At 64.7% G+C, this 14,665-nt stretch carries 14 protein-coding genes; 3 read left to right on the top strand and 11 right to left on the bottom strand.

Translation table 11 applies throughout. The features are described 5' to 3' along the window. Position 1: 1 nt before the first annotated feature. Positions 2–3,106, bottom strand: a complete 3,105-nt coding sequence (locus Q4G24_RS02510; protein WP_303364929.1) for an efflux RND transporter permease subunit — start codon at positions 3,104–3,106, stop codon at positions 2–4. After that, the gene (locus Q4G24_RS02505) at positions 3,106–4,248 is read right to left on the bottom strand and encodes an efflux RND transporter periplasmic adaptor subunit (protein ID WP_303364928.1); all 1,143 of its coding nucleotides are present in this window, start codon (positions 4,246–4,248) and stop codon (positions 3,106–3,108) included. The genes Q4G24_RS02510 and Q4G24_RS02505 overlap by 1 nt, the downstream gene beginning before the upstream one ends. 117 nt (positions 4,249–4,365) lie before the next feature. Between Q4G24_RS02505 and aroQ the strand changes: the two genes are divergently transcribed. Together aroQ and Q4G24_RS02495 are read left to right on the top strand one after the other, a co-directional pair. Next, entirely contained in the window at positions 4,366–4,797 is a 432-nt protein-coding gene (gene aroQ / locus Q4G24_RS02500) for a type II 3-dehydroquinate dehydratase (protein WP_303364927.1), read from the top strand. Between the two features lie 51 nt (positions 4,798–4,848). Beyond that, positions 4,849–6,060, top strand: coding sequence for a PLP-dependent aminotransferase family protein (locus tag Q4G24_RS02495; RefSeq protein ID WP_303364926.1), 1,212 nt, complete (start codon positions 4,849–4,851; stop codon positions 6,058–6,060). Between the two features lie 76 nt (positions 6,061–6,136). Here the strand turns inward: Q4G24_RS02495 and Q4G24_RS02490 are convergent, their stop codons facing one another. Genes Q4G24_RS02490 through pcaD form a run of 9 tightly spaced genes read right to left on the bottom strand, consistent with a single transcriptional unit; the run spans position 6,137 to position 13,675 of the window. Continuing rightward, positions 6,137–7,456: a TRAP transporter large permease gene (locus tag Q4G24_RS02490; RefSeq protein WP_303364925.1), complete on the bottom strand. Its 1,320-nt coding sequence runs from the start codon at positions 7,454–7,456 to the stop codon at positions 6,137–6,139. Then, positions 7,453–7,992, bottom strand: coding sequence for a TRAP transporter small permease (locus Q4G24_RS02485; protein ID WP_303364924.1), 540 nt, complete (start codon positions 7,990–7,992; stop codon positions 7,453–7,455). The genes Q4G24_RS02490 and Q4G24_RS02485 overlap by 4 nt, the downstream gene beginning before the upstream one ends. Before the next feature lie 9 nt (positions 7,993–8,001). Beyond that, positions 8,002–9,018, bottom strand: a complete 1,017-nt coding sequence (locus Q4G24_RS02480; protein WP_303364923.1) for a TRAP transporter substrate-binding protein — start codon at positions 9,016–9,018, stop codon at positions 8,002–8,004. Then, positions 9,015–10,322 (bottom strand): lyase family protein, encoded by a 1,308-nt coding sequence (locus Q4G24_RS02475; protein WP_303364922.1) that lies wholly within the window; start codon positions 10,320–10,322, stop codon positions 9,015–9,017. The genes Q4G24_RS02480 and Q4G24_RS02475 overlap by 4 nt, the downstream gene beginning before the upstream one ends. Next, on the bottom strand, positions 10,319–11,152 hold the full coding sequence (locus Q4G24_RS02470) for a 3-keto-5-aminohexanoate cleavage protein (protein WP_303364921.1): 834 nt from the start codon (positions 11,150–11,152) through the stop codon (positions 10,319–10,321). The genes Q4G24_RS02475 and Q4G24_RS02470 overlap by 4 nt, the downstream gene beginning before the upstream one ends. Continuing rightward, on the bottom strand, positions 11,145–11,789 hold the full coding sequence (pcaG, locus tag Q4G24_RS02465; protein ID WP_303364963.1) for a protocatechuate 3,4-dioxygenase subunit alpha: 645 nt from the start codon (positions 11,787–11,789) through the stop codon (positions 11,145–11,147). Before pcaG ends, Q4G24_RS02470 begins: the two co-directional genes overlap by 8 nt. Next, complete coding sequence (gene pcaH, locus Q4G24_RS02460; protein ID WP_303364920.1) at positions 11,786–12,508, bottom strand: protocatechuate 3,4-dioxygenase subunit beta; 723 nt, start codon at positions 12,506–12,508, stop codon at positions 11,786–11,788. The genes pcaG and pcaH overlap by 4 nt, the downstream gene beginning before the upstream one ends. Beyond that, positions 12,505–12,900, bottom strand: a complete 396-nt coding sequence (pcaC, locus tag Q4G24_RS02455; protein ID WP_303364919.1) for a 4-carboxymuconolactone decarboxylase — start codon at positions 12,898–12,900, stop codon at positions 12,505–12,507. Before pcaC ends, pcaH begins: the two co-directional genes overlap by 4 nt. Next, positions 12,893–13,675 carry a 3-oxoadipate enol-lactonase gene (pcaD, locus tag Q4G24_RS02450; protein WP_303364918.1) on the bottom strand — a complete coding sequence of 261 codons (783 nt, stop codon included), beginning with the start codon at positions 13,673–13,675 and terminating at the stop codon, positions 12,893–12,895. The genes pcaC and pcaD overlap by 8 nt, the downstream gene beginning before the upstream one ends. Positions 13,676–13,762: 87 nt before the next feature. Between pcaD and Q4G24_RS02445 the strand changes: the two genes are divergently transcribed. Continuing rightward, a complete protein-coding gene (locus Q4G24_RS02445; RefSeq protein WP_303364917.1) occupies positions 13,763–14,665 on the top strand; it encodes a LysR substrate-binding domain-containing protein in 903 nt (300 codons plus the stop codon).

The raw sequence follows: 14,665 nt of genomic DNA, 5'->3' as shown, positions 1-14,665 counted from the left end.
GTCACGGCGTCCCCGCGCTTTGCCGCGAGAACAGCCGCTTCACCAGCACATAGAAACCCGGCACCATGAAAATGGCAATCAGGGTCGAGGTGATCATCCCGCCCAAAACCGCAATCCCGATGGCATTTTGTGCCTTGGCCCCAGCCCCGGTCGCAATCGCCAGCGGCAGCACCCCGAACATGAATGTCAGCGTCGTCATCAGGATCGGGCGCAACCGCTGTCGCGCAGCCTGAACCGCCGCACGGTGCAGGTCCATACCGCCCGCGTAAAGCGTTTCGGCAAACTCGACGATCAGAATGGCATTGCGCGCCGACAGGCCGATGGTGGTCAAGATGCCGACCTTGAAATAAACGTCATCCGACTGGCCCAGTGCCCATGCCGCCAGCAGCGCCCCCAGCACCCCCACCGGCACTGACAGCATCACCGCAAAAGGCACCGACCAGCTTTCATAAAGCGCCGCCAGCGCAAGGAATACAATCAGCATCGACAGCGCATAAAGCATCGGTGCCTGATCGCCGGACTGTCGTTCCTGATAGCTGATCCCCGTCCATGCCACACCGTAACCGCCGGGCATCTCGGCCACCATCGCCTGAATTGCGTCCATCGCCTGACCCGAGCTTGCCCCCTGCCCCGGCTCCCCGCTCATGGACAGGGCGGGGGTGCCGTCAAACCGCGCGAGGCTTGGCGCGACGGGTTCCCAACTTGTCGTCATAAAGGCGGTAAAAGGCACCATCTCGCCCCCGGAATTGCGGGCATACCATTTGCCGATGTCGTCGGGCTGCATCCGAAACGGCGCATCCGCCTGAACGATCACCGGGCGCAGGCTGGAACCAAGGGTAAAATCATTCACCTCGGTTCCCGAAAACACCGTGGACAGCATCGCATTGACCCCGGCCAGCGAAATCCCAAGACTTTCGGCCTTTTGCTGGTCAATGTTGATCTTCAGCGCCGGTTCGTCGGCATTGTTGCCATTATCCACACCGCTGGTCAGTGGATTGTCCCCGGCGATCTGGACAAGCTGATCCGAGGCCGCCCGCAGCGCATCCACCCCGCTGTCGGCGTAATCGACCAGATACATCGAGAACCCGGCCTGATTGCCCAACCCCCGCACCGTCGGCGGTTGCTGGAAACTGACCCGGCCCGCGCGGTTGTCACGGAACGCATCATTGCCACGCTGCGCAATGGCCCCGGCCGCGCGTTCCGGGGTCAGGCGCTCCTCAAACGGTTTCAGCTTGACGAACAGCATCGCCCGGCCCTGACTGGAGCCGCCGAAACCAAACCCAAGCGCCGCCATCACCGAATCCACATCGCGGGATTCATGGTCGCGCAGGTAATCCTCGACCTGCTGGACGACCGAAAGCGTCTGCTGGCTGGTCGAACCTTCGGTCAGGTTGATGCGCACCATCAGCACCCCCTGATCCTCTTGCGGCAGGAAGGAGGCGTTCAGCCGCCCCCACACCTGCCAGCTTGCCGCAATGATCGCCAGCAGCATTACCACCAGCAGAAAGGGACGCGGCAACAGCCATTCGACCGCCCGCCCATAACCATCGCGCAGCCGGTCAAGGTTGCGGTTGAACCAGCGGGCCAGCGCGAAATCCGGGGCGCTGTCGCGTTGGCGCAACAGGCTGGCGCAAAGCGCGGGCGTCAGGATCACCGCCACCGCCAGCGACAGCACCATCGCCGCAATGATGGTCAGCGAGAACTGCCGGTAAATCACCCCCGCCGCGCCGGGAAAGAAGGCCATCGGCAGGAACACCGCCGACAGCACCACGACAATGCCAATCAGCGCGCCGGTGATCTCGCCCATACTTTGCCGGGTGGCCTCGAACGGGCGCATCCCTTCGTCATGCATCAGGCGCTCGACATTCTCGACCACCACGATGGCGTCATCAACCAGCAGGCCAATGGCCAGCACCAGCGCGAACAGGGTCAGGGTGTTGATGCTGAACCCCGCAGCATACAGCACCGCCAGCGTCCCCAGCAGCACCACCGGCACCGCCACCATCGGGATCAGCGTCGCCCGCCATGTTTGCAGGAAAATCAGCAGGATCAGCACCACCAGAACAGCGGCCTCGGCCAGCGTGTGATAGACCCGTTCAATCGAGCGTTCGACAAAGGGCGACGTGTCATAGGCGACCTGAAAACCCAGCCCCTCGGGCAAGGCCGGGGTCAGCCGGGCCAGCGTTTCCTGCACCGCCGCCGATGTGTCCACGGCATTGGCCCCATCGGCCAGATTGATCCCGAACCCCGCCGCGGGCAGCCCGTTCATGCGCGAACCGCCGCGATAGCTTTCCTGCCCGACCTCGACCCGCGCCACATCGCCAAGATAGACCGCCCCACCATCCGGTTCGGTTTTCAGCAGGATATTCTGGAATTGCTCGACCGTGCGAAGCTGGCTTTGCGCGGTGACGGTGGCGGTGAACTGCTGTCCCTGCACGGCAGGCTGATCGCCCAAAGACCCCACCGAAACCGTAGTATTCTGCGCCTGCACCGCCGACACCACATCGGCAGGCGTCAGTTGAAACCGCACCAGCGACAGCGGGTCCAGCCAGACCCGCATGGCATAACCTGAACCGAAAACGCTGATCCCGCCCACGCCCGGCGTGCGTTGCACCGGACCTTCCACGGTCGAGCTGACAATATCGGCCAGTTGCAGCGAATCATAGCTGCCGGTGCTGTCCATCAGCGTCGCCACCATCAGAAAGGCGCTGGTCGATCGGGTGACATTCACCCCCTGCTGGCGCACCGCATCGGGCAGGCGACGTTCGATCTGACCGACCTGCGTCTGCACCTCGGATTGCGCATCCAGCGGGTCGATATGGGCGGCAAAGGTCAGGGTAATCCGTGAACTGCCCTGCGACGAGGCCGATTCCATATAGAGCAGCCCGTCAATGCCGGTCATCCCGTCCTCGATCACGCGGGTGACGGATGCCTGCACGGCCTCGGCCGTGGCACCGGGATAGCTGGCGCTGATCCGCACGGTCGGCGGGGCAATGTCGGGATATTGCTGCACCGGCAGCACCCGCAAGGCCCACACCCCCGCCAGCATGGTCACAATCGCCAGTACCCATGCAAACACCGGGCGCGAGATGAAAAACCCGCCCATCAGCCGCCTGCCTGCGCCACGGCACCGTCGTTCACCACCCCGTCCGCCGAGATCGTCACCGGCACCGGCGTGACCTCGGCACCGTTGCGCAGGTCTTGCAACCCGTCCACGATCACCTGATCCCCGGCCTGCGCGCCATCGGTCACGATCCAGGCGTTATCGGCGGTCCCGGCCTCGGTCAGCGTGACCTGAACCGCACGGCCATCCCGGGCCAGAAAGACGGTCAGCGTGCCATCAGCGGCGCGGCTGGTTGCCCGCTGCGGCACCAGCAGGGCGCGCGTCGTGCCAACCGTCACCTGCACGCGCAGGAACTGGCCCGGCAAAATCCGCCGCTCGGGGTTGTCGAACTGGAACCGCTCGCGCGTGGTGCCGGTAGTGGTCGAAACCGAACTGCCCGGTGTGACCATACGGCCATGCCGGGAATAAGTGCTGCCGTCCTCCAGCGTCAGGTCCACCTCCAGCCGGTCGGCAAGGGTCAGGCTGCCTTGTCGCACCCGCTCATCCCGGCGCAGAATTGCGGCGCTGGACTGCTGCACATCGACGAAAATCGGGTCCAGCCGTCGCACCGTCGTCAACGCCGCCGCCTGATTGGCCGTCACCACGCTGCCAATCGTGACCTGTGCAATATCCGGCACGCCGTCGATCGGGCTGCGGATCTGCGTTTCGTCCAGATCAAGCTGCGCCAGCTTTTCCTGCGCCTGCGCGGCGCTGAACTGCGCCTCGGCCTGCGCCAGCGCCACCTCGGCGTTTTCTATCGTGACACGGGTCGAGGCCGTCCCCGCCAGCGACCGCGCCCGCGTCAGCGCGGAACGCGCAGCGGTCACAGCGGCATCAGCACGCTTGACCTCGGCCTGCGCAGCCTGAAGTGAGGCGCTGTAGGTATCATCCTCGATGCGGAACAACAGATCGCCCGCCCGCACCGGCTGACCGGGATCATAAAACACTTCGGCAATCACGCCACCCACGCGTGGGCGGATGTCGGCGGTCTGGAACGCCTCTGCCCGGCCCGGCAGAGTCTCGATAAAAGGCACCTCACGCGGGGTCAGCGTCACCACACCGACCTCCGCCGGGCCTTGCTGCGCCAGCGCGGCCCCCGCCATCATCACCCAAAGCACGGCCAAAGCCCGCGCGATCCTGCCCATTCCCGGCCTCATTCACCTGTCCGCACCAGCATACAGATGAAAACCTAATGAAACCATAACAGCCGCTGGAAATCCTCACCCGCTCGCCGCATAGTGACCCGAAACAGAGGGTATCCGATGAAAACCATCTTTCTGCTGAACGGTCCGAACCTGAACCTTCTGGGTCAGCGCCAGCCTGAAATCTATGGCCGCGAGACGCTGGCCGATGTGGAAACCACCGCACAGGCCGCCGCGCCGGGGTTCCGCATCCATCAATTGCAATCCAACCACGAGGGCCAGTTGATCGACTGGATTCATCAGGCCCGGCATGAAGCCTGTGGCATCATCATCAACCCCGGTGCCTATACGCATACTTCAGTGGCCATTCTGGATGCGCTGAACGCCTTTGAAGGCCCGGTGATCGAGGTCCACATCTCTCAGGTGCATAAACGCGAGGCATTCCGGCATCATTCTTATGTCTCGCTGCGGGCCGATGGGGTGATTGCGGGCCTTGGTCTGGAGGGCTATGCCGCCGCAGCCCGCCGCATCTGCCAGCTTTGCAGCGATTGACTTGGCCCCCGGACAGGGCCAATTTGTGCGAATCACAACCGGGGGTCGGATATGGATTGGCAGCAGGTTCTGGCATCGCGCATGTCGCGGATGAAAGCATCCGAGATCCGGGAATTGCTGAAACTGCTGGATCAGCCGGATATTATTTCTTTTGCTGGCGGAATCCCTGATCCGGCATTGTTCCCGGCAGACGCTTTCCGCGACGCGATGAATGACGCCCTGACCGGACCGGGCGCGGCGACCGCACTGCAATATTCGGTGTCCGAGGGCTATAAGCCCCTGCGCGAATGGCTGGCCGGGCGGATGGCGCAGATCGGGATTCCCTGCGACGCCGATCACATCCTGATTACCTCGGGGTCACAGCAGGCGCTGGATTATCTGGGCAAGCTGCTGCTGTCGCCGGGCGATACCGCGCTGGTGGAATGGCCAACCTATCTGGGGGCCTTGGGCGCCTTCAACGCCTATGAACCGCGCTATGCCCGGCTGGACCCGATGGACAATCGCGACCCCGCCGACATCGCCACGGATGCAGCGCCGGGGCGGGTCAAATTCGCCTATCTCTCGGCGGATTTCGCCAACCCCACGGGCGAAACACTGGACCTTGCGGGGCGCGAACGGCTGCTGGATCTGGCGGAATCGCTGGACATCGCGGTGATCGAGGATGGCGCCTATCAACAGTTGCGCTATTCCGGCGACCCGATCCCGCCGGTTCTGGCGCTGGAAATTGCGCGTAAGGGCGATCTGGACGCCTGCCGCACGATCTATTGCGGGTCATTTTCCAAAACTCTCGCGCCGGGGCTGCGGCTGGGCTGGATCGTGGCGGCACGGCAGATCATCGACCGGCTGGTGCTGATGAAACAGGCCGCCGACCTGCACACCGCCAGCCTGAACCAGATTGCAACGGCCAATGTGGCGGCAAAGCTGTTCGATACCCATGTGGCGGGCCTGCGCGACACCTATCGCACCCGGCGCGACGCCATGCTGGCCGCGCTGGCGCGCGAGATGCCCGAGGGTGTCACCTGGTCGCGCCCCGATGGCGGCATGTTCGTCTGGATCACCCTGCCCGAAGGAATCGACGGTGCGGAATTGCTGGCACAGGCCATCAGGACCGAGCGTGTCGCCTTTGTCCCCGGCGGGGCTTTCTTTGCCGATGGGTCGGGGAAAAATACCATCCGCCTCAGCTTCTCGCTGGCTGACGCCCCGCAGATCAACGAAGGCGTGGCCCGCATCGGCCGCGTCATCCGCGCGGCAATGGCCGGCTGACAACCGCTTTCTTCTTCACAAAAATATCCCGCGGGGGTCCGGGGGCGCGAAGCCCCCGGTTCTCAGCAGGCGCAACCTAACCCAGCGCCCGCACCAGCCCCAGCGTGATGAAGGGAAAGGCGATCAGCAGCAAAATCCGCAGAATGTCACTGACCAGAAACGGCATGACCCCGCGGAAGCTGTCCCACATCGGCACATCTTTAGCCAGCCCGTTGATGATAAAGACGTTCATCCCCACAGGCGGCGTTATCAGCCCGACCTCGACCACGATCACGGCAAGGATGCCGAACCAGATCGCGGTTTCCTCGGGCGTCATGCCGAAATCGAGACCCGCAATGATCGGGTAGAAAATCGGGATGGTCAGCAACAACATCGACATGCTGTCCATCACGCAACCCAGCGCCAGATACAGCGCCAGAATCGCCGCCAGCACCAGCATTGGCGACCGGCCGGATTCGGTAATCATCTGCGCCGCCAGCATCGGTGTGCGGGTCTGCGCCAAGAAAGCATTGAAGGTTTCGGCCCCCAGCAGGATCAGAAAGATCATCGCGCTGGTGGTCGCCGTACCGCGCAGACAGGCCATCAGCCCCTTCAGCCGCATCCCACCATGCAGAACCGCCAGCACAAAGGCACCAAAGGCCCCGACTGCGGCGGCCTCGGTCGGGGTGAACCAGCCACGATACATGCCGGTAATCACCACCCCAAAAATCAGGATGATCGACCAGGTTTCGCGCAGCGCCAGCAGGCGCTCGGCCCAGGTGGCACGGGGCGCGGCAGGGCCTTCGCCCGGATGGCGGCGCACATACCACGCCACCGCCAGCATATAGCCAACAGCGGCCAGAACCCCCGGCACCATGGCGGCGACGAACATCTTGGCGATGCTTTGTTCTGTCATCAGCGCATAAAGCACCAGAATGACCGAGGGCGGAATCAGGATTCCCAATGTCCCACCAGCGGCCAGCGAGCCGGTCGCCAGCGCGCCGCTGTAGTTATAGCGTTTCATCTCGGGCAGGGCGACCTGCGCCATGGTGGCGGCAGTCGCCAGAGACGATCCGCAGATCGCGCCAAAGGCCGCGCACCCGCCCACGGAGGCCATCGCCAGACCGCCCTTGTGGTGGCCCAGAAAGGCGGCGGCGGTGCGGAACAGGGCGCGGCTCATACCGGCGCGGGTGGCGAATTCGCCCATCAGGACGAACAGCGGGATCACCGACAGGGAATAGGTCGAAAACTGGTAATACGGCCCGGTTTTCAGCATCGCCAGCAAGGGCATCCAGCCATTCACCAGGCCATAACCGCCGATCCCCACAGCCAGCATCGCCACGGCGATCGGCACCCGAATGGCCATCAGCCCCAGCAGCACCGCGAAACCCGTCAGCCCGGCGGCAATCCCGGTCATGCCCCCACCTCTGTCCGCGCCAACGCCGAATGGATATGCCCGATCAGCGTCGCCGCACAGGTCGCCACCAACAGCGCCATCGCAGGCAGAATGATGGCAAAGGCCCACCAGACCGGTGCCCGCAGCACCATGGTCTGTTCATTATATTGCCGCATATCTGCCGCCCCGTGCCACATTCGCCACAAAATCAGCGCCGCCAGCGCCAGAAAGATCACATCTCCCACCGCTTCCAGCAGGTGATTGGTCCGCGCCCCTGCCTTGGCGGTAAAGAAATCCACCAGCACATTGCCGCCATTGATCTGGCACCACGGCAGGAAACAGAAAATCGCCACGGCGCTGCCCAGCTCGATCAGCTCGAAATCACCGGGGATCGGGCGGCCGATGGTGCTGCGCAGAACAACCGAAGTCACCGTCATCAGCATCATCGCCAGCAGCGTAGCCCCGCCTATTCCTGCGAACAGGCGGGTCAGAAAGGACAGCCAGCCCGGAACCGGGACCGGATGCGGATGTTCGGTCAGGGTCTCGACCTCGGACATGCTGCCCCCTTACTGCGCCGCAATCATGGCGCGTGCGTCATCCAGCATCGCCTGACCGTCATGGCCGGCATCCACCATGGTTTTCAGCCAGGCATCAGTGATGGGCTGCGTTGCCGCCTGCCATTCTGCCAGCGCATCCGCAGGGATCACGGCAATAGTCGCGCCGCCATCCAGTGCCTTTTGCCGCTCGGCCTCCTCGGCACGGTCAAAGGCCGGGCCAGCCAGCGCCGCCAGCGCCACGCCCGAGTTGGCGTCGAGGATCGCCCGCAGATCGTCCGGCAGGCTGTCGTATTTCGCCTTGTTCATCACCAGCGCCATGACCGAAGTGGACATGCCCCCGTTTTCAGCACCGATTTCGGTGTGATCGCGGACCATCTCATTGACGCGCAGGGAACCCACGACCTCCCACGGGATCAGTGCGCCGTCGATGACGCCGGTGGTCAGCGCCTGCGGCACCTCGGGGACGGGCATCCCGACCGCGACAGCACCAAGCGCGTTCAGCGCGTCGGTCATCATCCGCGAGGGCGCACGCAGCTTCAGCCCGCGCAGATCGGCCAGCGTATTCACCGGCTTACCCTTCAGGTGGAACTTATACGCGGCGGGTGCGTGCAGCAGCAGCGGCTGAACATCGCGCAGCTCATCGGCCAGATATTTGGCCTGAAACTGTTGCAGCGCATTGGTGGTTTGGGTCGCGGAACCGGCAACGAAGGGCAGCTCGAACACCTCGGACACCGGGAAGCGGCCCGGCGTGTAACCCAGCAGCGTCCAGGAAATATCCACCACCCCATCGCGGGCCTGATCGTAAAGCTGCGGCGGTTTGCCGCCAAGCTGCATCGACGGATAAATCTGCACCTCGATCCGACCATCCGACTGTTCGGACAGGGTTTTTGCCCAAGGCTCCAACACTTCGGTCTGGATCGGGGCCTGTGCAGACAGGAAATGTTGCAGGCGCAGCGTGACCTCGGCCGCATGTGCGGCGGGGGTCAGGGCCAGCGCGGTCAGCGCGGCGAACAGGGTGGTTTTCATGGGGTCTCCTCCGTTGGTTTTATGGCCGCACGGGCCTGCGCGGGGGCCTCTCCCAAAGCCCGCGCGGGGTCCAGTTCTTCCAGCCAATCGCGGCCGGGCGCAAGCTGCATCAGCGCCTGCGCCAGTGTCAGGTCCGGGTTTGCCGCAACGTCGCGCAACGCCTGCCCGACCAGCGCCAGCGCCTGTTTGCGCGGCATGTCGCGGGACAGGGCAAAGCCCGCTGCCTCGGCCAGCATCAGGCCCCGGTCGCGGGCAAAAGTCGCGGCAATGCCATCAGGGCGCGGGGCCAGCGTCTCCGCCAGTTCCAGCGCCAGCCGCAGCGCCGCGCCGGTGCGGATCACCATGCCGGGCAACAGCGCCCATTCGATGCCCATGGCGCTGCCGTCGCGTTCCTGCGCATGGATCAGCGCCTGATGCAGCCCGCCAAGATCGCTGGCGTTCAGCCGCGCCAGCGTTACCAGCGCCTCGGCCGCAACCGGGTTGGATTTCTGCGGCATGGTGGACGAGCCGCCCCCCTGCCCGGCGCTGATTTCCGCAACCTCGGACTGTGCCAGCAGGATCAGGTCCAGCCCGATTTTGCCAAGACTGCCCGTGACCAGCGACAGCCAGCCGCCCAGCTCGCCCATGCCATCGCGGGCGTTGTGCCAGGGCATATCCGGCGCGGGCAGGTCCAGCGCCGCGCCAAGCGCCTTGCGCAACGGTCCCATCTGATCGCCAAGCGCCGCACCCGTCCCGGCGGCACCGTAAAAGGACAGCGCCAGCAGGCGTGGGCGCATCTCCCCGAGCCGCTGCAAATGCCGCTGCAAAGGGGCCTGCCAAACCGCAATCTTGGCGCCAAGCGTCGTCGGCGCGGCAATCTGAAACCGGGTCCGCGCCGGGATCGGGGTTTCAGCGTTATCCTGCGCCTTGATCGCCAGCGTATCCACCAGCCGGATCAACCGTGCCGCCAGCACCTCCAGCGCCTCGCGCAGTTGCAAAACCAGCGCCGTATCCTGCACATCCTGAGAGGTTGCGCCGAAATGCGCCCAGCCGCCCGCGTCCCCGCAGGCGGATTTCAGCGCCGTGACATAGGCTTGCGCGGCAATCCCCGCTCGTGCGACTGCCGGGGCCAGTACATCCGGGTCAGGCTGAAACGTCGCGACAACGGCCTGCACCGCCGCCGCCGCATCCGCCGGGATCACCCCCGCCTGCCCCTGAATGCGGGCCAGCGCGGCCTCGACCCGGCCCATCGCGGCCAGCCGCGCCGGGTCGCCCATGATCCGCGCCAGTTCCGGGTCGCTGAACAGACCGTCCGTCAGGCTCATGCGCTGCGCAGACCCAGAATGGCCCGCGCCTGCGCAGGTGTCGCCACCGGGCGGTCGTATTTCGCGCAAAGCTGCACCGCCCGCTCGACCAGCGCCGCGTTTGAAGGCGCCAGCGTGGTTTTATCCAGCCGCACGTTATCCTCCAGCCCGGTGCGCGCGTGACCGCCCGAGGAAATCGCCCATTCGTTCAGCACGATCTGGTTCGGACCGATCCCGGCGGCGCACCATTGCGCATCCTCACCGAACAGGCGCTTGACAGTCTGGATGTAGAAATCAAACACCTGCCGGTCCACCGGCATGGCGTTTTTCACCCCCATGACGAATTGCACATAGGGCGTATCCTTGATCCGGCCATCGGCGTGCATCCGCGCCGCCTGAAAGATATGCGACAGGTCAAACGCCTCGATTTCCGGCTTGATGTCATAGGTCAGCATCTCACCCGCCAGCCAATCCACCAGATCGGGCGGATTCTCATACACCCGCGTCGGAAAGTTGTTGGACCCGACCGAAAGGCTGGCCATATCCGGCCGTAGGGGCAGCATCCCGCCCCGCGCCTGCCCCGCGCCGGAGCGCCCGCCGGTCGAAAGCTGCACGATCATGCCGGGGCAATGCGCCTCGATCCCCTCTTTCAGCGCCGCAAAACGGTCGGGGTCGCTGGTCGGCTGGCCGTTGTCGTCGCGGACATGGCAATGGGCGATGGTCGCCCCGGCCTCGAACGCGGCATGGGTGGATTCCACCTGTTCCGCGATGGTCACGGGAACCGCTGGGTTATCGGCCTTGGTCGGCAGACTGCCGGTGATGGCCACACAGATGATGCAGGGATCAGACATCGAAAAACACCGTTTCATTGTCGCCTTGCAGGCGAATATCAAAGCGATAGACCGGAACGCCGTCGCGGTCCCCGGCGCGTTTGGCGATCAGCGTGGCGCGGCGGTTTTCCCATTCGATCAGGTTCAGCACCGGATCGGCGGAATTGTCCTCATCCTCGAAATAGACCCGCGTGTTCAGCCCGATGTTGATGCCCCGCGCCACGATCCACAGCGTCAGATGCGGCGCCATCGGGGCGGGGGCGGCAGGCACATGACCCGAGGCCAGCGGACGCCGCGCCTGCACCGGGCCGGGCTTGACGGTATCAAAGCCCCATTCGCCCGTCTCGAAATTGGTAATCACCCGGCCCCAGCCGCGAAAGCCGTCCTCGACCTCGCCCCCTTCGGGGTGGGCATAGTTGCCGTCGGCATTGGCCTGCCAGACCTCGATCAGCACGTCCTTGACCGGGCTGCCCATGCCGTCGATCACCAGACCTTCGACGCGGATGCGCTGCCCCTTGGCGTTCGGCCCGGCAATGTCATGGCCCAGTTCCTGACGATAGATGTCAAACCCGGCGGCACCGGGAGCCAGCCCGATATGAACGTAAGGGCCAGCCGTTTGCGAGGGTGATTCTTTCAGATAATCAAGCCGTTGCATCAGTTCCCCTCCAGCCGGTTTTCAAACAGGGTCGAACGCCGCCCGCGCAGCACGATGTCGAACTTATAGGCCAGACAATCCAGCGGCACACCCGCATTCATATCCAGCCGCGCAATCAACTGGTCGATGGCATCCGGGTCGGGGATGGTCTGCACAATGGGGCAAATCGGAATCAGCGGGTCGCCCTCGAAATACAGTTGGGTAATCAGGCGCTGGCTGAAGCTGGTGCCGAAAACCGAAACGTGAATATGCGCGGGCCGCCAGTTGTTGACCCAGTTGCGCCACGGATAGGCACCCGGCTTGATGGTGCGAAAGAAATAATAGCCGTTTTCATCCGTCAGCGTGCGCCCACAGCCGCCGAAATTGGGGTCGATCGGGGCCAGATAGGTGTCCTTTTTGTGGCGATAACGCCCACCGGCATTGGCCTGCCAGATCTCGACCAGCGTGTTCGGCACCGGCCGGGCGTTTTCGTCCAGCACACGACCATGCACGATGATACGTTCGCCCACCGGGTCGCCATCCTTGGCATAGTTGCGGATCAGGTCGTTGTCGATCGGGTCGATGTCATTATGCCCGAATGTCGGGCCGGTGATCTCGGACGCGGATTGTTGCAGCGAAATCATGCTGTAACGGGGGCTGCGCGCGACGCTGGTCTTGTAATCCGGCGTCAGGGCGGGCGGATGGCGACGGCGGTCGCGCTGGTAGAACTCGGCAGGCGTCATTGGCTGGCTTCCTTCTGATCGGCTTCCATTTCGGCAAAGGTCTGTCGCGCCAGTTTCAGCGCGTGATTGGCACGTGGCACCCCGGCATAGATGGCAACGTGCTGAAATGCCTCCAGCACGTCGCGCTGGCTGGCCCCGGTGCGGGCGGTAGCACGGATATGCATGGGGATTTCCTCGAAATTGCCCGTCGCGGCCAGCAATGCCAGCGTCAGCATCGAGCGCTCGCGGCGGCTGATACCGTCGCTGGCCCATACCGTCCCCCATGCGGATTCGGTAATCAGGTTCTGGAACGGCGCGTCAAAATCGGTCTTGAGCGCCTCGGCCCGGTCCACATGCGCATCGCCAAGGACGGCGCGGCGCACGGTCATGCCAGTGGCGTGACGGTCACTCATCAGGCAAACCTTTCAGGAAATCTTGCAGAATTGCGGTGAATTGCGGGGCGGATTCGACGCAAGGAATGTGGCCTGCGCCCTCGATCAGCCGGAAACCCGCGCCGGGGATCAGCGCCGCCGTTTCCGCGACCAGCGCAGGCGGGGTCGAGCCGTCCAGCCCGCCACCGATCGCCAGCGCAGGCAGGCGCAGCCCGGCGGTCGCGGTGCGGTAATCGGCAGCCGCAATCGCGCGGCAGGCGTCGGCATAGCCCTGCGGATCGGTGCGGGTCAGCATGTTGCGCCAGATCGCCAGTTCCGGCGTGGCGCGGAACGTGGGGCTGAACCACATCTGCATGATGCCGTCAGCCAGGGGCGCAATCCCCCCCGCCTGCACCTTGCCGATACGGTCGCCCCATGCTTCCGCCGTGCCGATCTTGGCTGCCGTATTCGACAGCACCAGCGCCCGGACCTTGCCCGGATGCCGCGCCACCAGCGCCTGCCCGATCAGTCCGCCGATGGACAGGCCGACGAACACCACCGGCCCCGCCCCCATATGGTCGATCAGCGCCGCGGCGTCCTCGGCCATATCGTCGATGCCCGGCGTGGCACCAAGATCAGACAACCCATGCCCCGGCTTATCGAACCGCCCGATGCGCCAGCCCGGCAGCGCGGCCACCACCCGGTCCCAGATCCGCAGATCAGTGCCAAGCGAGTTCGCAAAAACCAGCCCCGGCGCGCCCTCTGGCCCGTCGATACGGATATGCATGGCACCCCAAGGTCGCGACAACAGTTGCATGATGATTCCCCCTCTTGCAGCCGATTCTTGCATAATCAAACGGGCTGATCTAATGCGAATTACGCGTCCATTCATAATCATTTCGATATGCACCCCGGTATCAAACTGCGCCATCTGCGGCTGTTTCTGGACATTCTGACCGAAGGCAGCCTGACCGCCGCCGCTCGCCGTCAGGGGATCACTCAGCCCGCCGCCAGCCGTTCGTTGGCGGAACTGGAAACGCTGCTGGGGCAACCGCTGTTCCTGCGCCAAGGCCGCGACCTGACCCTGACGCCCGAGGGTGCGATTTTCGCCCGCCACGCCCGCACGGGCCTGCAATCGCTGGATTCTGCGGCCGCCAGCATGGGCGGCAGCCAGCGGCAGGGGCGGCTGCGTGTGGGGGTGCTGCCCACGGCGATGACCCGGCTGTTCCCCGCCGCCGCGCTGCGATTTCACGCATTGCGCCCCGAAGTGCTGATCTCGGTCCGGTCCGGCCCGCAGGACTACCTGCTGCGGCAGTTGCAGGACGGGGCGCTGGATATGCTGATCGGGCGAATGCCATCGGGCGCGGAAATGTCGGCGCTGCGTTTCGACCACCTTTATGACGACCCGGTGGTGCTGGTGATGCGGGCCGGGCATCCCCTGACCGATGCGCCGGTCACGCGGGTGCTGACCGAGGCGCCGCTGATCCTGCCGCCCGAAGGCGCGGTGATCCGGGCGATGGTGGACGCCTATCTGACCAGTCTTGGCCTGACCCGCCGCCCGGCCTTCGAGACCGCCACCCTGACCCTTGGCCGCGCTTTGGTGCAAGGCTCGGATGCGGTCTGGTTCATCAGCCGCGCGGTGGTTCTGGACGACCTGACCGCAGGCCGGTTGCAGGCGCTGCCGCTAGGCGCAGCCTATCTGGCGGGCGCGGTCGGGGCGACCCGACGGGCTGCCGCACTCGCCACCGGACCGGAACTGGATCTTTTGTGCGATTTGCTGCGTAGCGAACCGCAAGCCAGCGGATAG

The sequence above is a fragment of the Paracoccus sp. (in: a-proteobacteria) genome, from assembly GCF_030538695.1.
In the GTDB taxonomy this organism is placed as follows: Bacteria; Pseudomonadota; Alphaproteobacteria; order Rhodobacterales; family Rhodobacteraceae; genus Paracoccus.
The sequence above is the reverse complement of the archived record's forward strand: the minus strand, read 5'-3'. Positions and strand labels throughout refer to the sequence as shown.